Below are 19,996 nucleotides of genomic sequence, written 5' to 3' on the forward strand. Positions count from 1 at the left end.
GCCACCCCACCGGCCACCCCACCGGCCACCCCACCGGCCACCGCTGAGCCGGGCGACGGTTACGAAACCTCCACTGTTGTGGACCTGCGGGCGCCGGGCAAACGTTTCCTCAATAGGCTGCCGTTGCAACTCGCCACGGACATCGAGGGAGCCGGCTCATGAGCTACGGGGATCAGGGCGGTAGCGGCGGATACGGCGCACAGCCTCCAGGGGGCGGCTACGGCCAGCAGCCCCCCGGCGGGGCCGGCTACGGTCAGCAACCGCCGAGCGGCGGAGGCTACGGCCAGCAACCGCCCTCCGGGAGCGGCGGCTACGGGCAGCAGCCGCCGAGCTACGGAGACCAGCCATACGCCTATGGTCAGCAGCCGCCGAGCTACGGCGGTGGTTACGGTCAGCAGCCCCCGAGCTACGGCGGCCACCCGCAGCAGGGCTACGGCTACCAGCAGCCCAGGTCCACCAACGGGATGGCGGTGGCCTCACTCGTCCTCGGCATCATCGGCCTGGTCTTCTGCGGCCTCACCAGCATCCCCGGCGTCATCCTCGGCCATGTCGCGCTCAACCGGATCAAGCGCACCGGCGAGGAGGGCTCGGGCATGGCCATCGGCGGCCTCATCACGTCCTACATCACGGTCGTGATCTGGCTCATGTGCTGGCTCATATTCGGCGGTATGCTCCTTTCCTTCATCGGGATCGCCAGTACCGCCGGCAGCACGGTGGACTACCAGTAGGCGGTACGCGGCTCGTGTAGCCGGACCGTGACGGCGTGCTTGCGGTCCGATTACGAATTGTCCGCAAAATCGACGTTGATCCACGTAGGAGATGGTTTCTCGCTAGGCTGCCGCGCGAACTGGATCCGAAGATGACGACATGAGGGGTCATTAGCATGAGTTACGGAAACCAGGGCGACGGTGGCTACGGCGCCCAGCCTCCCGGAGGCGGCTATGGCCAGCAGCCCCCGAGTGGCGGTGGCTACGGCCAGCAGCCCCCGGGCGGCGGTGGCTACGGCCAGCAGCCCCCGAGTGGTGGTGGCGGTTACGGCCAGCAGCCGCCCAGTGGCGGTGGTGGCTACGGCGGCGGTTATGGCCAGCAGCCGCCGAGCGGTGGCGGCGGTTACGGCCAGCAGCCGCCGAGCGGCGGTGGTTACGGCGGCTACGGTCAGCAGCCGCCCGGTGGTGGCTACGGCGACGGCGGTTACGGCCAACCTCCCGGCGGCGGCTACGGCGGCGGCGGCAACCCGCCCGACAACCAGCTCGTCCCGGCCATCCTCACGACCCTGTTCTGCTGCCTGCCGCTCGGCATCGTGGCGCTCGTCAAGTCGTCGCAGGTCAACTCGAAGTGGCAGGTCGGCGACTATCAGGGCGCGATGCAGGCCGCCGACGAGGCCAAGACCTGGTGGAAGCGCAGCCTGATCTTCGGCGCCATCAGCATCGTCATCGGCATCATCGCGTACATCGTGATCTTCTTCGTTCTGGCCGCGAGCGTGTCCACGTACTCGTACTCGACGTACTGAGCCGGCGCGACGGCGGGCAGCGGACGCCGGAAGGCGGATACTTAAGGCATGGGCATCGCAACAACCGAGCGGCGTGGCACGGATCGCGTCAGGCGTCTGCTCGCGCCGCTCGGTGTTGCCGCGGGCGTGGGCGCCGCGTTCGCGGTCGTCGGCGTGGTCGACCCCAACGAGCCCGGCCACTACCCGACGTGCCCGTTCCTGTGGCTGACCGGCCTCTACTGCCCTGGCTGCGGCACGATGCGCACCATGCACGCCCTCGCGCATCTCGACCCGGTCGCCGCGCTGGGGCTCAATCCGCTCGCCGTGGCCATGATCCCGTTCCTGCTGTTCTGGTGGGGGCGATGGGTGCTGCGCGCCTGGCAGGGCCGGCCCAGGCGGACGACGCTGGCGCATCCGGCGTGGCTGTGGGCGTTCATCGCGGTCGTCATGGTCTACTGGGTGGTCCGTAATCTGCCTGTCGGCGCGTTCCTCGCCCCCTAGGCAGGGCCGGTGGTGAGGTGACCCCGTGGGGGCCGATACCATCGCAGGACAAGGCGGAGAGCGTACGCGAGGCGAACTCCCCGCCACCCCCACTGTCGACCGGAGGGACTCCAAGCGCGTGAGTGAGCGGACGGAAGGGCCGAGTGTCCTCGACGGCATCCTCGACGGGGTGCGCGCCGACCTCGCCGCACGCCAGCAGACCGTGTCCATGGACGATCTCAAGCAGCGAGCCGAGCGGGCCCAGCCGCCCAGGGACGCGATGGCCGCGCTCGGAGGCGACAGGATCTCGGTGATCGCCGAGGTCAAGCGATCCAGCCCGTCCAAGGGCGCGCTCGCCGCGATCGCCGACCCCGCCGCGCTGGCCTCCGACTACGAAGCGGGCGGCGCCCACGTCATCAGCGTGCTGACCGAGCGCCGCAAGTTCGGGGGCAGCCTGGAAGACCTGGCCGCGGTCCGCTCCCGGGTCGACATCCCGATCCTGCGCAAGGACTTCATCCTCACCTCCTACCAGCTCTGGGAGGCCAGGGCCCACGGCGCCGACCTGGCGCTGCTGATGGTCGTCTGCCTGGAGCAGGAGGCGCTGGTGTCACTGATCGAGCGGGCCGAGTCGATCGGGCTCACCCCGCTGGTCGAGGTGCACACCGAGGAGGAGCTCGAACGAGCGGTCGCCGCGAAGGCCCGGGTCATCGGGATCAACGCCCGCAATCTGAAGACACTCGAGGTCGATCGCGACGTCTTCGCGAAGCTGGCGCCGAAGACCCCCGATAATGTGATCAAAATCGCCGAGTCGGGTGTGCGCGGCCCGCACGACCTGCTGGCCTACGCCAGAGGCGGTGCCGACGCCGTCCTGGTGGGGGAGAGCCTGGTCACCGGCAAGGACCCGCGCAAGGCCGTGGAGGCGCTGGTGACGGCCGGCGCCCATCCGTCGACGCGCCCCGACCACTCAGCAGAGGGATAGCAGTGGCACACGAAGGCTCCATCCTGACCGCCGCCGACCTGGCGGGCAACGGCGCGCGCGGCGACGACCCCGACGTGCACGGCAAGTTCGGCATCTTCGGCGGCAGATACGTGCCGGAGGCCCTCATCCCGGCGCTCGACGAGGTGGCCGCGGTCTACGAGAAGGCCAAGAACGACGCGCAGTTCCTGAGCGAGTTCGACCACCTCCTGCGCACCTACGCGGGCCGTCCCACCACGCTGACCGACGTGTCGCGCTTCAGCGAGCAGGCCGGCGGCGCCAGGATCGTGCTCAAGCGGGAGGACCTCACCCACACCGGCGCCCACAAGATCAACAACGTGCTCGGCCAGGCGCTGCTGACCAAGCGCCTGGGCAAGAAGCGGGTGATCGCCGAGACCGGCGCCGGCCAGCACGGTGTGGCCACGGCGACCGCCGCGGCCCTGCTCGGCCTGGAGTGCGTCATCTACATGGGCGCGGTCGACTGCGAGCGCCAGGCACTCAACGTCGCCAGGATGAAGCTGCTCGGCGCGACCGTGGTGCCGGTCACCAACGGCTCGCAGACGCTGAAGGACGCCATCAACGAGGCGTTCCGCGACTGGGTGACCAACGTCGACACCACCCACTACCTCTTCGGCACCGTCGCGGGCCCGCACCCGTTCCCCGAGATCGTGCGCGACTTCGCCCGCATCATCGGCGTCGAGGCCCGCCGCCAGATGCTCGAGCTGACCGGCCGGCTGCCCGACGCGGTGTGCGCCGCGGTCGGCGGCGGCAGCAACGCGATCGGCGCCTTCCACGCGTTCATCGGCGACGAGGGCGTGCAGCTGCACGGCTACGAAGCCGCCGGGCGCGGCCTGGAGAGCGGCGAGCACGCGCTCACCCTCACCTCGGGCTCGGTCGGCGTGCTGCACGGCTCGCGCACCTACGTCCTGCAGGACGACGAGGGCCAGACCATCGAGTCCCACTCGATCTCCGCCGGGCTCGACTACCCTGGCGTCGGCCCCGAGCACGCCTGGCTCAAGGACTCCGGCCGCGCCGTCTACCACGGCGTCACCGACGACGAGGCGATGGCCGCCTTCTCGCTGCTGGCCAGGACCGAGGGCATCATCCCCGCCATCGAGTCCTCCCACGCCCTGGCGGGCGCGCTGGTGCTCGGCCGCGAGCTCGGCCCCGAGGCGACCATCCTGGTCAACCTCTCCGGCCGCGGCGACAAGGACATGGGCACGGCGATGAAATACTTCAACCTCTGAACCTCGCGAGGCCTCGCGATTCCGAGCCTTCGGACGCCTCGCAGCTCGGGGCATCCGGAGGCCATCGAGACCGCTGAGGAGCCGGGGCCACGCGGATCCGCCGACGGCCTGCGCCGGGCCGCTCACCGCGCGGTCTCCCGCGACACCCCGGGCCTTCAGCGGCGCGGAGGATTCTGGGCGGGCGCGTGGCAGGGCATCATGGTGAGACTCGACTTTCGAAACGGACAGACATGACGACTCTTCAGACGGTTTTCGCCAAGGCGAAGGCGGACAACCGGGCCGCGCTCGTCGGCTACCTGCCCGCGGGGTTCCCGTCCAAGGACGGCGCCGTCGCCGCCGCCACGACTTTGGTCGAGGCCGGCTGCGACGTCATCGAGATCGGCCTGCCCTACTCCGACCCGCTCATGGACGGCCCCACCATCCAGGACGCCGTGCACCGGTCGCTGGTCAACGGCACGCGCATCGCCGACGTGATGCGCACGGTCGAGGGGGTCGCCGCCACCGGGGCCGCCACGCTCGTCATGACGTACTGGAACCCCATCGACAAATACGGCGCAGAGCGCTTCGCCCGCGATCTGGCCAACGCGGGCGGCGCGGGCACGATCACGCCCGACCTGACGCCCGAGGAGTCGGAGCCGTGGCGGGTGGCCTCGGCGGGCGCCGGCATCGACACCGTGTTCCTGGTGGCGCCCAGTTCGACGGACCAGCGCATCAAGGCCGTGGTCGACTGCTGCACGGGCTTCGTCTACGCGGCTTCGCTGATGGGCGTCACGGGTGCCAGGGAGAGCGTCAACGCCGCCGCCGAGGGTCTGGTGCAGCGCACTCGCGCCCACACGGACCTGCCGGTGTGCGTGGGTCTCGGGGTGGGCACCGGAGGCCAGGCGGCCGAGGTGGCGGCCTACGCCGACGGCGTCATCGTGGGATCGGCGTTCATCCGCCGCATGCTCGACGCACCCGACGAGGCCGCGGGCCGTGACTCGATCGCCGTCCTCGCGAAAGACATGGCCAAAGGCGTGCGCCGCTGACGACGGCCGCGCTTCACCCTGCGTGGCGAAGGTCGGCGTAGAGCCTGGAATGAGGGTTGTAGACGCCGCTGGGCACGAGATACAGGTTGAGCGCTACCTGCATCAGCACCAGCCACACGGCATACTGCACGGCGCTGAGGCCGGGGACGACGTCGATCGGCAGGGTATGGGCCATGACGACCCGAACGAGGGCGTCGATGATCAGTCCGACGCCGTAGATGACGGTCGCCACCCGCCAGATCCTGCGGAAGCGGGGCAGCCGATCCCACAACACGTCCCACGACTCGCGGGGCCCGAGCCGCCCTTCGATCATGAGCCTGGTGAACAAGAAGGCCAGCGGCCTGTCGCCGCGCACGCTGACCAGGAACCACAGGCCTCCGGCGGCCATGAACCAGCCGTCCTTGGCCAGCAGGAGCCTGGGGTCGTGGATCAGCGAGGCGACCGCGGCGCCGGTGAGCATCATGGTCGTCATGAACACGCCGATCCTGTCGGGCCTGCGGCGGCGTACGAGATCGGAGACGACGCTGAGGCCGGGGACGAAAGAGCAGATCAGCAACGCGGCGTAGGCGCCGACGTCGGCGGCGCGCAGGAGGTAGTACAGGCCGATGGGCACGCCCACGTCCACCGCCAGGGTGAGCAGCCCTCTGTTCCTGGCGCTCATGGCCGCGTGGCCCTGGCGAAGATCCATGCCAGTTCGTCGCCATATTCCCCAAGGTCGGCGTCCGGTACGGCCTCCAGCAGGAAGGGCAGCCCGTCGAGCGCCCGCTGGATCGCCATCGCCATCACGCGGGTGTTGAACGGGCCGAACTCGCCGCTTTCCTGGCCCTTGACGAGGAGGTGCTCGACGTGACCCAGCACCGCCAGGTCCGTGGCCGCGTCCTGCGCCGCGGAGCCGCCCTCGGGCTTGAAGTTGAGGAAGATCTCCGTGGCGGCGCGCATCTCGGCGCGGTGGCCCGCGATGTGCTCCACCAGCGAGCGGATGTAGGTGTCGAGCGCGGCGCGCGGCGTGGTCGCGGCGCTCACCCTGGCGGTCATGAACGCCGCCAGGTCGGTGTAGATCGTCCTGATCGCCTTGCTGATCAGCTCGTCCTTGCTGTCGAAGTGGTAGGAGATCAGCCGCGTGCTGCTGAGCCCGGCCCGCTCGGCGATCTTGGAGTAGGACGCCTGGCGGTAGCCGATCTCGGCGATCGTCGCGATGGCCGCGTCGACGATCTGTGCCCGACGCGCGGTGCTCGTCACCGAGTCCTCTCGCTTTACCTGCATGAGTAATTTTTAACTCATACAAGTAAAAATTGCAACTCGGGGGAGCCGGAAGGGGGAGCGGCTTAGCAGACGCTTATCGTGAACGTGATCGGATGGGAAGCCGGTACTGTGCCCATCTCGGCACAGAGAAAGAGGAGATGACCCGTGGCCGCGTCACAACCGTCACATCGAGCTACGTCAGCGATACCCTGGGTGACGGTCGTCGCCCGGCTGGTCCTGGGCGGGGTGCTGATCGTGGCGGGCGCGCTCAAGATCGGCAATCCGACGGACTCCGTGGTGGCGGTCAAGGCTTACCAGTTGCTGCCCGAGTCGGTCGCCGTCCCGGTGGGCTACGCCCTGCCGATGCTGGAGATCGTGGTCGGCGTGCTGCTGGTCGTCGGTCTGCTGACCAGGGTGGCCGCGGTGGTCGCGGGGCTGCTCATGTTCGCGTTCGTCTTCGGCATCGCCTGGGCCTGGGCGAACGGCCTGCGGATCGACTGCGGCTGCTTCGGCGGCGGCGGCCAGCTGGCACAAGGGCAGGAGCCCACCTACCTGCTCGACATCCTGCGTGACTTCGGCCTCGTGCTACTCGGCGCCTGGATCACGCGGTTCCCGCCGGGCCGCCTGGCTCTCGACGGAGCACTCGGTCTGGGAGGCGATACTCGTGATGTGGAGGACGAAGGATGAGCAAGGGGCAGCGGACGAAGGCCATGTCGAAGTCAGCGCGTGACAAGATCAAGGAACAGCAGGCCGCCGCTCGCGCTCAGGAGCGGCGAAGGAAGATCGTGACCTACGTCGCCGCGGGGGCGGTCGCGGTGGCCGCGGTCGGAGCGGGCTGGTGGTACGCGGCCAGCAACTCGCGCTCGGAGGAGGCCTCCGGCGCGCTCGCCCCCATCACGGTACAGTCCGACGGCGCCGCCGTGATGGCCAAGCAGGGCGTCACGGGGCCCGTGGTCGACATCTATGAGGACTTCCAGTGCCCCGCCTGTAAGGAGCTCGAGCGGGTCAGCGGCCAGACCTTCAAGAACCTCGCCGCCGAGGGTCTGGCGAAGGTGGTCTACCACCCCATCACGATCTTCTCCCAGGAGCCGACGAAGTCCAACTCCGTACGCGCGGGCAGCGCCTCCCGGTGTGTGGCCGACGGCAAGCAGTGGATGGCCTTCCACGACCTGCTCTTCGAGAACCAGCCGCCGGAGACCGAGCCGGGTTTCCAGCCCGAGCAGCTCGTGCAGTGGGGCAAGGACGCCGGGATCACGTCGCCGGAGTTCGAGCAGTGCGTCACCTCGGGCAAGCACGCCCAGACGCAGCTGTCGTACAGCAAGAAGGTCAGTGACGAACAGAAGCTCGACCATACGCCGACCGTGAAACTGAACGGCATAGAAATAGACAACGGGGTACTCTTCAGCCCACAAGAGTTGCGCGAAGAGATTACGAAGGCGGCCAAGTAGCCGCACTTCCGCTACCCTCACCTGACATGCCCCTTGCCTCGATTCCCAGCCCTTCCCAAGGGGTCTGGTATCTCGGAATCATCCCTATCCGGGCTTATGCGCTCTGCATTGTGCTCGGCGTCATCGTCGCTGTCTGGCTGAGCGAGCGGCGCTGGCGCGCTCGTGGCGGCGAGAAGGGGACGATCATCGACCTCGCGGTCCCCGCGGTCATCTTCGGCCTGATCGGCGGACGCCTCTACCACGTCATCACCGACTGGCAGACCTATTTCGGCAGCCGCGCGATCAAGGAGCCCATCCAGGCGCTGTTCATCTGGGAGGGCGGTCTCGGCATCTGGGGCGCGGTCGCGCTCGGCGGCGTCGGCGTCTGGTGGTGGGTGCGCAAGCGCGGCATCTCCCTGGGCGCCGTCGCCGACACGGTCGCCCCCGGCATCGCCTTCGCCCAGGGCATCGGCCGCTGGGGCAACTGGTTCAACCAGGAGCTGTACGGCGGGCCGACCACGCTGCCGTGGGGGCTGGAGATCGACGTCGCCCACGGGGGAGAGCCCGGCGTTCTCTACCACCCGACGTTCCTGTACGAGTCGGTGTGGGACATCGCGCTGGGCTTCGTGCTGCTGTTCGCAGGGGCGCGGTTCAGGCTGCACCACGGGCGGCTGTTCGCCCTCTACGTCGCCGGCTACACGCTCGGCAGGTTCTGGATCGAGGGCCTGCGCATCGACCCGGTCGGCGGGGTCGATCACGCTGTGACCTTCCTGGGGCTGCGGATCAACCAGTGGACGTCGATCCTGCTGTTCGTGGGCGCGCTGGTCTACCTCTGGGTGAGGCGGAAGAAGGACGACGAAGAGTTCGTCGTGCCCTTGTCCGAGCTCCCGGACCCGGCGCACGTGTCCGGTCAGGCCGATCCCGGCTCGCCCGACGCGCCCGACGGCGGCGGGGCCGACGGTGGCGGGGCCGACGGTGGCGGGGCCGATCGCGGGCGGCAGGACGACGACCCGGCGCCCGGCGAGCCGGAGGAGGTCCCTGACGGTGATGCCGTGACGAAGGGGAAGAAGTCGCGATGAGCGGTCGCGCGGAGGCTCACCACCAGCACCGCGACGTCACCGGAGGCTGGTTGCGGCCCTCGGTGTTCGGCGCGATGGACGGTCTGGTGTCGAACTTCGCGCTGATCGCGGGTGTCGCGGGTGGCACCGCCGACACCAAGGTCATCTCCCTTGCCGGCGTCGCCGGTCTGGCCGCGGGCGCGCTGTCCATGGCGGGCGGCGAATACGTCTCGGTGGCGAGCCAGCGTGAGCTGGCCCAGGCCGAGATCGCCGTCGAACGCCGCGAGCTCGCCCGCCACCCCGACGACGAACAAGCCGAGCTGGCGCAGACGTTCGTCGACCGGGGCGTGTCCCCGGAGCTCGCGGCCGAGGTGTCCCGGCAGATCTCACGCAACCCCGACCAGGCGCTGGAGGTGCACACCCGCAACGAGCTCGGCGTGGCCCCGGGCGAGCTGCCGTCGCCGTCCCTGGCCGCGGTGTCGTCGTTCCTGTCGTTCGGCGTGGGTGCGGTGCTGCCGTTGCTGCCGTACCTCCTCGGGGTTTCGAGCCTGACGGTGTCGGCGGTGCTCTCCTGCGTGGCGCTGTTCGGCGCGGGCGCGCTGGTCTCCACGGTGACCGCCCGCACCTGGTGGTATTCCGGTTTGCGGCAGCTCGTGGTGGGCGCGGTGGCCGCCGCGGTCACGTTCGCGCTGGGCAGCCTGATCGGAGCGGCGGCGCTGTGATGGCCAGGAGAAGAGCCACACCCGGCTCCGGCAACCCCTCGAAGCGCCCCAGGCCCGCAACCGACCCCCAGGGCGCCGGTGGGCGCAGCGGGGAGTGGCCGGTTGCGGATGGGTGGCCGGCCTCGGATGCGCTGGACGGTGGTGGTCGTGCCACTGGTGGGCGTAGTGGGGAGTGGCCCGCGGGCGCTCATGGCGGCGGGTCGCTTTCCGGAACCGAGGGCGTCCCCACGGACGGTGCGGACCGGTCACCGGGTTCCCGTGGCGGCCGGAGGGGGCGGGCGCGTGGCCGCAGGCAGCAGGCCGCGCCCGACCCGGACCTTACGAGCTCCCGTGGCCGGTCAGCGGACGGTGGTGACCGGCCCTCGGGCCAATCCGGCGGCGGCTGGCCCGCTGCGGCGAGCGGCGAGGGCGACGGCGGCCGGCCGGCTCGCACGCGCGGAGGACGCAGATCGGCCCGCCGGGCTGCCGCCGACCCACCAGCCGGCGATCCGGGAGCCGGGCCGCTCGGAGCCGGTACCAACACCGGGCCGTTCGCCGCGGGAGACGCGGCGGCAGGGGGCTTCCCTGACAGCACCGGGCAGCCCGGATCGGGAGGCGCCGGCTGGTTCCGCGACGACGGCCACGCCCACGGGCCCGGCAGAGACGGGGACATCGGCCGGTCACAGGGCCGGCGGGGCGCCGGCCGGTCCGGTGGTGAGGACGTTGGCCGGTCTGAGGGTCGGCGGGGTGGCAGTTGGGCCGGTGGTGGTGAGGACGTTGGCAGGCGGGCCGCCGGCCGTGCCGAGCGGTCCGGAGGCAGGGTCAAGCTCCGGGGAGGCGCCGGGTGGCCGTTGCAGGAGGACGGCGGTTCGGGTGAAGGCGCGCCCGGTGGCCGGGAGGCGGGCACGCCCTCGCGCAAGCGGCGGCGTACTCCTTCGTCCGACTGGCAGTTCCCGGTGCTCACCGCCTGGGGCCTGCGCCCGGATCAGCAGCGGTTGCTCGTGATCATCGCCGTGGTCGTGGGTGTGCTGGCGGGTGGCACCGGGCTGGTGTCCGTCGTGGGGTCCCTTGGCGAGTACACGCCGCAGCAGAGAACCAGCGCCGCCGTGATCGTGCCCGGCTCGACGTTGCCGCGGATTTTCCACGGCTGGAACTCGCCCAAACTGTTCGCGCCGCTGACCGACAGGACGAAGGACAAACGTGCGCTGACGAAGAAGGAAGTGTTCGGCGAGAAGCAGCTCACGGTCACCAAGAAGCTCAGGCTCAAGCTGGTCGCCAAGCAACTCGATTCCGACTGTTCGGCGGCCCTGTGGGGGCAGAGCGTCGTGGAGCGGGTCTCCGACGGCGGATGCAGCCAGGCGGCCCGCGGCCTGTACGCCAGCTCCGACGGGCGTTACGTCGGCCAGTACACCCTGCTCAACCTGAAGGACGGCGAGTCGGCCGCCGCCCTGGTGGAATCGTTGAAGACGGACTACCGGGGCGGGTGGACGATCCCCCTGCCCTCCTCCAAGGCGTCCTTTCCCGAGGGGGGCTATTCCGAGGCCGGCGGTTACGCGCTGGGCCACTATGTCGGTCTTGTCTGGCTCGGCAGGACCGACGGCGCCGAGCCGACCGCCAAGGACGACTTCGTCTCCCTGACCCTGGCGCTGCGCGGCGCGGAGAAGCCCGTCTACCGCAGGGTCGTCTCGCTGACGGGGCCGCCGGCCTGATGTCACGTCGTCTCGTCATCTCCGTCGCGATCGTGGGCGTGGTGGTCATCGCCGCGGCCGGCTGGTGGTGGTTGCGCCGCGACGCACCCCGCCCGTCCACCTTCCACGCCGAGCCCACCTCCGCCTTCTACGCGGCCATCGACGACCGCAAGAACGACGCCACCCCGCTCACCCCGCAGGAGGTCTTCACCTCCTCGGTCAAGACCGTGGGCGACATGCGGTTGGAGAGCACCCAGCAGTTCACCGACTGCGACGACGTCCTGTGGGGCGCCTCGGCCTCCGGCTGCACGCAGGCACTCCAGGCCGTCTACAAAGGGGACTCGACCGCGGGCCAGTTCGTCATCTTCAACATGGCCGACGGGCGCGCCGCCGACGCGCTGGTCTCGGCCCTCGGCGCGGACGGGTTCGTACGCCAGGGCATCCCCTTCCAGGCCGCCGGCAGTCGTGCGCAGGCCCGTGCCATGGGCCACTACGTAACGGTGAGCTGGGTAGGCGGTTCCGCGCCCGCGCAGGAACTGATTGCGGCGCTGGTGGCCCTCGACGGCCTGGGCCGTGTCGTCCAGGACCGCGTCGTCGCCGCCACCTGAGGCTCGCGCCGGGCGGTCGGCCGGTGCGGTTCGACGGAGTGCGAAGTGCGATGGGGTGTGCCGGTGCAGGTCAGGGGGTGGTGCCGGTCAGGGAGGTGACGGTCGCAGTGACCGCGTCCGGCAGGGCGGACAGGCGGTGCAGCGGCGCCTCCAACACGGTCAGGTCGTCCGACCAGGGGGCCGCCTCGCGGATGAGGGCTCTGGCGTCGTTCTTGGTGAGGGTGGTGCCCTGGTCGCGGGCCGCCGCGATGAGGGCTTCGCGCCACGTGTTGGCCAGCTTGGCGTGGCCGTTGTCGAGAATCCTGCGCAGCACGCGGGCCGCCGGGTCGCCGGGCTCCGGGAGGCGTACGGCGTCGAGTTCCTCCTCGTCGGCGCTGGTCGTGTAGACGGCGGACAGCACGTCGGGCAGCACGTCGGGCAGGGGCGGCAGGGCGGCTCCCAGAACGCGTACGCGGGAGGCGCGCGTCGCCAGGAGCAGGCGGGGGAGCGCGGCCTCCATGCCCGGTGGCAGGGCGACGGCCACGCGGCCGGGGGTGGCGGCGTACGGTTTGGCCAGCCAGGTCGGCAGCTTGACCCGGGGCTGGGTGAGGTCCTTGGGCCACTCGCCCACCAGCAGGTCGGGCTCGAAGTCTGAAATGCCCCTCTCTGAGGCTGAAATGCCCTTCTGAGCGTTTTCTATGGCTTGTGGGCCCTGAGTGTAGATGGCGGTGCTCTGGCGGCTCAGGCGGGATGTCACGGCCGGGCGGGTCTTCGTGGTGGGCCGGAGGATGTACAGGTCGGCGGCCGAACCGATGGCTTCCGCGCCGTAATAGCGGTTGAAGTCGGGATAGATGGCTTCGTAGGCGAGGTTGAGGTCCGCCAGGGCCTGCTGGACCTTGAACGCCAGCATGGGCATACGCTCCCCGGCGCCGTACGCCAGCACCACCCGCCCGTCGTCCTTCAGCCCCTCGACGGCGCGCGCCACGAACAGGCCGACCCCCTCCGGTGTGTACGGGGGGTCGGTGAGTGCCAGGTCGTGAGTCCTGGCCGAGGCCGGCAGGCCGAGCCGCAGGTCGGCCCAGCGGGTGCGGACCCCGAGCCGCTGCTCGTCGATGTAGGCCAGGACGCGCTCGTCGATGTCGGCCACCGTGACCTCGGTCTCCGGGCGGACGAGCTTGACGGCCAGCGAGGTCAGGTCGTGGTCGCCCACGCAGAGCAGGCGCGCACCAGGCAGCCAGAACCGCGCGCCGAGCAGCAGCGCCCGCCGCAGCACGGTCTCGGGCGTGGCGGCGACGTGGTCGAGGACGTGGCGGGCGCGCGGGGCGCCGGCGACGAGGGCGCTCAGGCGGTCGAGCACCCCGGAGTAGTGGGGGAGCAGGTGGGCGACGGGGTCTTCCGGGGGCGGCGCCACGGCGAAGAGGTCCTGGAAGGCGTGGGTATGGGCGAGCGGCACGCGGAAGGTGTCGCCGGAGCGCTCCAGCGGCAGCTCGCGCAGCAGCGCCTCGATGGTGCGCCTCGATGTGGCGCTTGCGCGAACCAGGTCGGCGAGCTTCCACCACCGGCCCTCGCACAGGAGTGTCAGCGCGTGCCTCAGCCGCCTGCTGTCAGCCCCTGCCTCCTGGAGCAGACGCTCCACCCCGTCACGGTCCATGGTCACGACCATATCGAGGGTAAGGGCTGGGGCAGGCACGCCGGAGAAGCGCGCCCGGCGAGCCGCCCGCCGGGCCAGGCCGGCAGAGAAATCGCCAGTCCTGCCGCATACAGGTGGGCAGAACCGGGAATGACACCGGCCTCGCCCAGAGTTTGGGATAGAGAGTTCGGATGCTGGACCAGCCCAAATGTTCGCATTGCGGACGTGGTGGGCACCATTCCGGCATCGTGTTGTAACCTCTACCCACGATATGCAGCAGGGCCAACGTCGTCCCCGCCTGTAGAGCAGTTCGAGACAGACGATGACGACGGGAGGGATTCAATGCCTGCTGCCCACCTCGGGTTCCCCGAGCCTCAGGGCCTCTACCACCCCGCCAACGAGCACGATGCCTGCGGTGTCGCCATGGTCGCCGACGTCGCGGGACGCCGTGGTCACGGCATCGTGGCCAAGGCGCTGACGGCGTTGTGCAACCTTGATCACCGGGGGGCCAAGGGTAGCGAGCCGGACACCGGCGACGGAGCCGGGATCCTGACGCAGATCCCCGATGAGTTCTACCGCGCGACAGTGCCGTTCGCGCTGCCCGCCGCCGGCGCCTACGCGACCGGCATCGCCTTCCTGCCGATCGACGAGGAGGCCAGGCGTATCGCCGTCGGCCTGATCGAGGAGATCGCGGGTGAGGAGGGTCTCACCGTGCTCGGCTGGCGGGAGCTGCCCGTCGACCGTGCGCTTCCCGGGCCGAGCGCCCGGGCCGTCATGCCGCACTTCGCCCAGCTGTTCGTGTCGGGATCCGGCGGGCTGGAGGGGCTGGAGCTGGACCGGCTCGCGTTCTGCCTGCGCAAGCGGGCCGAGCACGAGGTCGACGTCTACTTCCCCTCGCTGTCGGCCAGGACGATCGTGTACAAGGGCATGCTCACGCCTGACCAGGTCGAGCCGTTCTTCCCCGACCTGAGCGACGAACGTTACGCGACCGCGATCGCGCTGGTGCACTCGCGGTTCTCCACCAACACGTTCCCGAGCTGGCCGCTGGCCCACCCCTACCGCTACGTCGCGCACAACGGCGAGATCAACACGGTCAAGGGCAACCGCAACTGGATGCGGGCGCGCGAGGCGATGCTGAAGTCCGCCCACATTCCTGGCGATATTTCGCGACTTTTCCCCATCTGTGACCCGGATGGCAGCGACACCGCCAGCTTCGACGAGGCCCTGGAGCTGCTGCACATCGGCGGCAGGAGCCTGCCCCACGCCGTGCTCATGATGATCCCCGAGGCGTGGGAGAGCCACACCGAGATGGACCCCGCGCGGCGGGCCTTCTACGAGTTCCACTCCACGATGATGGAGGCCTGGGACGGCCCCGCCTCGATCACGTTCACCGACGGCACCCTGGCCGGCGCGGTGCTCGACCGCAACGGCCTGCGCCCCGGCCGCTTCTGGGTGACGGCGGACGGCCTGGTCGTGCTGGCCTCCGAAGCCGGCGTGCTCGACTTCAAGCCCGGCGACGTCGTCAGGAAGGGCCGCCTGCAACCGGGCCGCATGTTCCTCATCGACACCGCCCGCGGCAAGATCATCGAGGACGACGAGGTCAAGGCCGAGCTCGCGGCCGAGCTGCCGTACGCCGACTGGCTCCACGCGGGGCTGGTCCGCTTCGAGGAGCTGCCCGCGCGACAGCGCGAGGTCCCGACGCACGAGGCGCTGGTCCGGCGGCAGCAGACCTTCGGCTACACCGAGGAAGAGCTGCGCGTCATCCTGTCGCCGATGGCCAGGGCCGGTGCCGAGCCGATCGGCTCCATGGGCACCGACACGCCCGTCGCCGTGCTGAGCGAGAAGCCGCGCCTGCTGTACGACTACTTCACGCAGCTGTTCGCGCAGGTCACGAACCCGCCGCTGGACGCCATCCGTGAAGAGCTGGTCACGTCGCTGGCCAGCACGCTCGGGCCTGAGGGAAACCTGCTCGACCCCGGCCCCAGCTCGTGCCGCCAGCTCGTGCTGCCGTACCCGGTGCTCGACAACGAAGAGCTGGCCAAGATCATCCACATCAACGACGAGGGTGACCTGCCCGGCTTCCACCCGTACGTCATCAGCGGCCTCTACGACGTGGCCGGCGGCGGCCAGGCGCTGCTGCGGCGCCTGGAGGAGATCAAGGCACAGGCGTCCAGGGCGATCGCCGGCGGGGCGCGGGTCATCGTCCTGTCCGACCGGGGCTCGTCCGAGACGCTGGCGCCGATCCCGGCGCTGCTGCTGACCGGTGCGGTGCACCACCACCTGATCCAGGAGAAGACCCGCACCAAGATCGGGCTCGTCATCGAGACCGGCGAGGCCCGCGAGTGCCACCACATGGCGCTGCTCATCGGCTACGGCGCCGGCGCGGTCAACCCCTACCTCGCCGTCGAGACCGTCGAGGACCTCGTCGACTCGGGCGCGCTGCAGCTCGACAAGCGCAAGGCCGTACGCAACCTCATCAAGGCCTACGGCAAGGGCGTCATCAAGGTCATGTCCAAGATGGGCGTGTCCACGGTGGCCTCCTACACCGGCGCCCAGATCTTCGAGGCGCTCGGCCTGAGCCAGGAGGTCATCGACTCCTGCTTCACCGGCACCACCTCCCGCCTGGGCGGCGTCGGCTTCGACGTCCTGGCCAAGGAGATCGAGCTGCGGCACCGCCACACCTACCCGCGGGTGCCGAACGCCCACCGCAAGCTGCAGGTCGGCGGCGAATACCAGTGGCGGCGCGAGGGCGAGCCGCACCTGTTCAACCCCGAGACCGTCTTCAAGCTGCAGCACGCCACCAGGACCCGCCGCTACGAGATCTTCAAGGAGTACACGAACCTCGTCGACTCCCAGGCGGAGCGGCTGATGACCCTGCGCGGCCTGTTCAAGCTGCGCAAGGGCGACCCGATCCCGCTCGACGAGGTCGAGCCCGCCTCGGAGATCGTCAAGCGCTTCTCCACGGGCGCGATGTCGTACGGCTCGATCTCGATGGAGGCGCACGAGACGCTCGCCATCGCGATGAACCGGCTCGGCGGCAAGTCCAACACCGGCGAGGGCGGGGAGGACCCCGAGCGCCTGTACGATCCCGCGCGCCGCAGCGCCATCAAGCAGGTGGCCTCCGGGCGGTTCGGCGTCACCAGCGAATACCTGGTCAACGCGGCCGACCTGCAGATCAAGATGGCGCAGGGTGCCAAGCCCGGCGAGGGCGGGCAACTGCCCGGCCACAAGGTCTATCCGTGGATCGCCAAGACCCGGCACTCCACGCCGGGTGTCGGCCTCATCTCGCCGCCGCCGCACCACGACATCTACTCGATCGAGGACCTCGCCCAGCTCATCCACGACCTGAAGAACTCCAACCCGGAGTCCAGGGTGCACGTGAAGCTGGTCGCCGAGGTCGGCGTCGGCACGGTCGCCGCGGGCGTGTCGAAGGCGCACGCCGACGTGGTGCTCATCTCGGGGCACGACGGCGGCACCGGCGCCTCGCCGCTGACCTCGCTCAAGCACGCGGGGGCACCGTGGGAGCTCGGCCTGGCCGAGACTCAGCAGACGCTGCTGCTCAACGACCTGCGCGACCGCATCGTCGTCCAGGTCGACGGCCAGCTCAAGACCGGGCGTGACGTCGTCATCGCCGCGCTGCTCGGCGCCGAGGAGTACGGCTTCGCCACCGCGCCCCTCGTCGTCTCCGGCTGCGTGATGATGCGGGTCTGCCACCTCGACACCTGCCCCGTGGGCGTCGCCACGCAGAATCCGGAGCTGCGTAAGCGCTTCAGCGGCAAGCCCGAGTTCGTGGTCAACTTCTTCGAGTTCATCGCCGAGGAGATCCGCGAATATCTGGCCGAGCTGGGCTTCCGTTCGCTCGACGAGGCCATCGGGCACGTCGAGATGCTCGACATGACGGCGGCCGAGGACCACTGGAAGGCCGGCGGCCTCGACCTGTCGCCGATCCTGCACCGGCCGGAGCTGCCCGCGGGCACCGCGCTGCGCCGCGTCGTCGAGCAGGACCACGGGCTCCGGCACGCCCTCGACAACACGCTGATCCAGTTGGCCGAGGGCGCGCTCGCCAACGGCACGCCGGTGACGCTGGAGCTGCCCATCCGCAACGTCAACCGCACGGTCGGCACCATGCTCGGCTACCAGGTGACCAAGCGGCACGGCGGCAAGGGCCTGCCCGACAACACCATCGACATCTCGTTCAACGGCTCGGCGGGCAACTCGTTCGGCGCGTTCGTGCCGCGCGGGATCACGCTGAGGCTGACCGGCGACGCGAACGACTATCTCGGCAAGGGCCTGTCCGGTGGGCGGATCACGGTCCGGCCGCACGAGGAGGCGCCGCTCGACGGCCACATCATCGCCGGCAACGTCGCCCTGTACGGCGCCACGTCCGGCGAGGTGTTCGTCCGCGGCGTCGTCGGCGAACGGTTCTGCGTGCGCAACTCCGGCGCGACGGCGGTCGTCGAGGGCGTGGGCGACCACGGCTGCGAGTACATGACCGGCGGCAAGGTCGTGGTGCTCGGCCCGACCGGGCGCAACTTCGCGGCCGGCATGTCGGGAGGCATCGCGTACCTGCTGGATCTCAAGCCCGAGCGGGTCAACCGCGAGATGGTCGCCATCGAGGCGCTCACCCAGCAGGACACCGACTTCCTCACGGAGGCCGTCGAGAAGCACTTCGCGGAGACCGGCTCGCCGGTCGCCAAGCAGCTGCTCGCCGACTGGGACGTCGCGCTCGGCAGGTTCGGCAAGGTCATGCCGACCGACTACAAGAGGGTGCTGGAGGCCGCCGAGGCCGCCCGCATCGAAGGCAGGGACATCGACGAGGCGGTCATGGCCGCCGCGGTTCAGGGCTGAGGGAGGCGTAGAATGGCTGATCCGAAGGGTTTTCTCACGCACGACCGGGAGCTACCGGCGCGCCGCCCCGTCGACGTCCGCATCAGCGACTGGCGTGAGGTCTACCAGGACTTCCCGCAGGACAAGCTGACCAAGCAGGCGGCACGGTGCATGGACTGCGGCATCCCGTTCTGCCACAACGGCTGCCCGCTCGGCAACCTCATCCCCGAGTGGAACGACCTCGTCCACCGCACCGACTGGCGCGAGGCGGTCGAACGGCTGCACGCCACGAACAACTTCCCGGAGTTCACCGGCAGGCTCTGCCCGGCTCCGTGCGAGGCGGCGTGCGTGCTCGGCATCAACGCCGACCCGGTGGCGATCAAGCGGGTCGAGGTCGAGATCATCGACCGGGCGTTCGCCGAGGGCTGGGTGACTCCGCAGCCTCCGGCGGTCAGGACCGGCAAGAAGGTCGCGGTCGTCGGCTCGGGGCCCGCCGGCCTGGCCGCCGCCCAGCAGCTGACCAGAGCCGGGCACGACGTGGTGGTGTTCGAGCGGGCCGACAGGATCGGCGGCCTGCTGCGCTACGGCATCCCCGAGTTCAAGATGGAGAAGCGGCACATCAACCGCCGCCTCGACCAGATGCGGGCCGAAGGCACCGAGTTCCGCACCGGCGTCAACGTCGGTGTCGACGTCACCGCCGCCGAGCTGCGCGAGCAGTTCGACGCCGTGGTGTTGTCAGGCGGCGCCACCCAGTGGCGTGATCTGCCGGTGCCCGGACGCGAGCTCAAGGGCGTCTACCAGGCCATGGAATATCTGCCGCTGTCCAACAAGGTCCAGGAGGGCGACCTCGACCGCTCGCCCCTCTCGGCCGAGGGCAGGTACGTGGTGGTGATCGGCGGCGGCGACACCGGCGCCGACTGCATCGGCACGGCGATCAGGCAGGGCGCCAGGTCCGTCACCCAGCTCGAGATCATGCCGCAGCCGCCGGCGACCAGGCCGGACCACCAGCCGTGGCCGACGTACCCCATGCTGTTCAAGATGGAGAGCGCCCACGAGGAGCTCGCCGACGGGCAGGGAGCGCGGGTCTACGCCGTCTCCACCACCGAGTTCGTCGGCGACGACGACGGCAACGTGCGAGGGCTGCGGCTGGTCGAGGTCGAAGGGCCGCAGAACGGGTTCAAGCCGATCCCCGGCACCGAGCGGGAGATCCCGGCCGAGCTGGTCACCCTGTCGATGGGCTTCCTCGGCCCGGAGAAGGGCGCCCTGCTGCAGGACCTCGCCGCCGTCGCCGGTGACGGCTTCTACGACGCGCGGGGCAACGTCTCGCGCGACAAGACGTACATGTCCAAGGTGGACGGCGTCTTCGTGGCCGGCGACATGGGGCGCGGGCAGTCGCTCATCGTCTGGGCCATCGCGGAGGGCCGGGCCGCGGCCTCGGGCGTGGACCGGTACCTGTCGGGGGAGACGGCGCTGCCGTACCCGATCCTGCCGACCGCGCGGCCGCTGGTCTGACGTTCACGGTGCGGGGCCGCTCACGAGGCGGCCCCGCACCGCACCTGTGGGCGCTGCTGTCGCGAGGTCCGGCCGCCGGGCCGGCGCGGTCCCGGGCCGGCCCCACG

General features: G+C 70.3%; 17 protein-coding genes. 14 read left to right on the plus strand and 3 right to left on the minus strand.

Going from position 1 to position 19,996, the window contains the following annotated elements:
- Window positions 1–158 precede the first annotated feature (158 nt).
- The 6 genes from E1267_RS16315 to trpA all read left to right on the plus strand — a co-directional run bounded on the left by E1267_RS16315 (window position 159) and on the right by trpA (window position 5,217).
- Entirely contained in the window at window positions 159–728 is a 570-nt protein-coding gene (locus E1267_RS16315; protein ID WP_132333384.1) for a DUF4190 domain-containing protein, read from the plus strand.
- A 155-nt stretch (window positions 729–883) separates the two neighbouring features.
- Complete coding sequence (locus tag E1267_RS16320; RefSeq protein ID WP_132333386.1) at window positions 884–1,510, plus strand: CD225/dispanin family protein; 627 nt, start codon at window positions 884–886, stop codon at window positions 1,508–1,510.
- A gap of 48 nt (window positions 1,511–1,558) precedes the next feature.
- The gene (locus E1267_RS16325) at window positions 1,559–1,990 is read left to right on the plus strand and encodes a DUF2752 domain-containing protein (protein WP_132333387.1); all 432 of its coding nucleotides are present in this window, start codon (window positions 1,559–1,561) and stop codon (window positions 1,988–1,990) included.
- 118 nt (window positions 1,991–2,108) lie between these two features.
- The gene (gene trpC / locus E1267_RS16330; protein WP_132333388.1) at window positions 2,109–2,948 is read left to right on the plus strand and encodes an indole-3-glycerol phosphate synthase TrpC; all 840 of its coding nucleotides are present in this window, start codon (window positions 2,109–2,111) and stop codon (window positions 2,946–2,948) included.
- Between the two features lie 20 nt (window positions 2,949–2,968).
- Window positions 2,969–4,192 (plus strand): tryptophan synthase subunit beta, encoded by a 1,224-nt coding sequence (trpB, locus tag E1267_RS16335; RefSeq protein WP_132333425.1) that lies wholly within the window; start codon window positions 2,969–2,971, stop codon window positions 4,190–4,192.
- A gap of 230 nt (window positions 4,193–4,422) precedes the next feature.
- Window positions 4,423–5,217 carry a tryptophan synthase subunit alpha gene (gene trpA, locus E1267_RS16340; protein WP_132333389.1) on the plus strand — a complete coding sequence of 265 codons (795 nt, stop codon included), beginning with the start codon at window positions 4,423–4,425 and terminating at the stop codon, window positions 5,215–5,217.
- A 13-nt stretch (window positions 5,218–5,230) separates the two neighbouring features.
- Here trpA and E1267_RS16345 read toward each other — a convergent pair whose 3' ends face one another.
- Window positions 5,231–5,905 (minus strand): VC0807 family protein, encoded by a 675-nt coding sequence (locus E1267_RS16345; RefSeq protein WP_132333391.1) that lies wholly within the window; start codon window positions 5,903–5,905, stop codon window positions 5,231–5,233.
- Window positions 5,875–6,480, minus strand: coding sequence for a TetR/AcrR family transcriptional regulator (locus E1267_RS16350; RefSeq protein WP_132333392.1), 606 nt, complete (start codon window positions 6,478–6,480; stop codon window positions 5,875–5,877). Before E1267_RS16350 ends, E1267_RS16345 begins: the two co-directional genes overlap by 31 nt.
- Before the next feature lie 192 nt (window positions 6,481–6,672).
- On the opposite strand from E1267_RS16350, the gene E1267_RS16355 reads away from it, so the two are divergent.
- From E1267_RS16355 to E1267_RS16380, 6 genes are all read left to right on the plus strand, one after another.
- Window positions 6,673–7,146, plus strand: a complete 474-nt coding sequence (locus tag E1267_RS16355; protein WP_132333394.1) for a MauE/DoxX family redox-associated membrane protein — start codon at window positions 6,673–6,675, stop codon at window positions 7,144–7,146.
- The gene (locus E1267_RS16360; RefSeq protein WP_132333395.1) at window positions 7,143–7,907 is read left to right on the plus strand and encodes a DsbA family protein; all 765 of its coding nucleotides are present in this window, start codon (window positions 7,143–7,145) and stop codon (window positions 7,905–7,907) included. The genes E1267_RS16355 and E1267_RS16360 overlap by 4 nt, the downstream gene beginning before the upstream one ends.
- A 26-nt stretch (window positions 7,908–7,933) precedes the next feature.
- The gene (lgt, locus tag E1267_RS16365) at window positions 7,934–8,965 is read left to right on the plus strand and encodes a prolipoprotein diacylglyceryl transferase (protein WP_132333397.1); all 1,032 of its coding nucleotides are present in this window, start codon (window positions 7,934–7,936) and stop codon (window positions 8,963–8,965) included.
- Entirely contained in the window at window positions 8,962–9,666 is a 705-nt protein-coding gene (locus E1267_RS16370) for a VIT1/CCC1 transporter family protein (protein WP_132333399.1), read from the plus strand. The genes lgt and E1267_RS16370 overlap by 4 nt, the downstream gene beginning before the upstream one ends.
- Before the next feature lie 830 nt (window positions 9,667–10,496).
- Window positions 10,497–11,354, plus strand: coding sequence for a hypothetical protein (locus tag E1267_RS16375; RefSeq protein WP_132333402.1), 858 nt, complete (start codon window positions 10,497–10,499; stop codon window positions 11,352–11,354).
- Complete coding sequence (locus E1267_RS16380) at window positions 11,354–11,941, plus strand: hypothetical protein (RefSeq protein ID WP_132333403.1); 588 nt, start codon at window positions 11,354–11,356, stop codon at window positions 11,939–11,941. Before E1267_RS16375 ends, E1267_RS16380 begins: the two co-directional genes overlap by 1 nt.
- A 70-nt stretch (window positions 11,942–12,011) precedes the next feature.
- Here the strand turns inward: E1267_RS16380 and E1267_RS16385 are convergent, their stop codons facing one another.
- Window positions 12,012–13,571 carry a bis-aminopropyl spermidine synthase family protein gene (locus tag E1267_RS16385; protein ID WP_246063942.1) on the minus strand — a complete coding sequence of 520 codons (1,560 nt, stop codon included), beginning with the start codon at window positions 13,569–13,571 and terminating at the stop codon, window positions 12,012–12,014.
- Between the two features lie 321 nt (window positions 13,572–13,892).
- On the opposite strand from E1267_RS16385, the gene gltB reads away from it, so the two are divergent.
- Together gltB and E1267_RS16395 are read left to right on the plus strand one after the other, a co-directional pair.
- Window positions 13,893–18,398, plus strand: coding sequence for a glutamate synthase large subunit (gltB, locus tag E1267_RS16390; protein WP_132333404.1), 4,506 nt, complete (start codon window positions 13,893–13,895; stop codon window positions 18,396–18,398).
- A gap of 12 nt (window positions 18,399–18,410) precedes the next feature.
- Entirely contained in the window at window positions 18,411–19,889 is a 1,479-nt protein-coding gene (locus E1267_RS16395) for a glutamate synthase subunit beta (protein ID WP_132333405.1), read from the plus strand.
- Window positions 19,890–19,996 lie beyond the last annotated feature (107 nt).

This window comes from Nonomuraea longispora (genome assembly GCF_004348345.1).
Lineage (GTDB): Bacteria > Actinomycetota > Actinomycetes > Streptosporangiales > Streptosporangiaceae > Nonomuraea > Nonomuraea longispora.

Excerpts from the sequence above, each read along its gene's own strand:
- E1267_RS16320 (WP_132333386.1), top strand. The coding sequence starts at position 884 with ATGAGTTACGGAAACCAGGGCGACGGTGGCTACGGCGCCCAGCCTCCC.
- gltB (WP_132333404.1), top strand. The coding sequence starts at position 13,893 with ATGCCTGCTGCCCACCTCGGGTTCCCCGAGCCTCAGGGCCTCTACCAC.
- E1267_RS16360 (WP_132333395.1), top strand. The coding sequence starts at position 7,143 with ATGAGCAAGGGGCAGCGGACGAAGGCCATGTCGAAGTCAGCGCGTGAC.
- E1267_RS16315 (WP_132333384.1), top strand. The coding sequence starts at position 159 with ATGAGCTACGGGGATCAGGGCGGTAGCGGCGGATACGGCGCACAGCCT.
- E1267_RS16325 (WP_132333387.1), top strand. The coding sequence starts at position 1,559 with ATGGGCATCGCAACAACCGAGCGGCGTGGCACGGATCGCGTCAGGCGT.
- E1267_RS16385 (WP_246063942.1), bottom strand. The coding sequence starts at position 13,571 with ATGGACCGTGACGGGGTGGAGCGTCTGCTCCAGGAGGCAGGGGCTGAC.
- lgt (WP_132333397.1), top strand. The coding sequence starts at position 7,934 with ATGCCCCTTGCCTCGATTCCCAGCCCTTCCCAAGGGGTCTGGTATCTC.
- E1267_RS16395 (WP_132333405.1), top strand. The coding sequence starts at position 18,411 with ATGGCTGATCCGAAGGGTTTTCTCACGCACGACCGGGAGCTACCGGCG.
- E1267_RS16350 (WP_132333392.1), bottom strand. The coding sequence starts at position 6,480 with ATGCAGGTAAAGCGAGAGGACTCGGTGACGAGCACCGCGCGTCGGGCA.
- E1267_RS16370 (WP_132333399.1), top strand. The coding sequence starts at position 8,962 with ATGAGCGGTCGCGCGGAGGCTCACCACCAGCACCGCGACGTCACCGGA.
- trpA (WP_132333389.1), top strand. The coding sequence starts at position 4,423 with ATGACGACTCTTCAGACGGTTTTCGCCAAGGCGAAGGCGGACAACCGG.
- E1267_RS16380 (WP_132333403.1), top strand. The coding sequence starts at position 11,354 with ATGTCACGTCGTCTCGTCATCTCCGTCGCGATCGTGGGCGTGGTGGTC.
- E1267_RS16345 (WP_132333391.1), bottom strand. The coding sequence starts at position 5,905 with ATGGATCTTCGCCAGGGCCACGCGGCCATGAGCGCCAGGAACAGAGGG.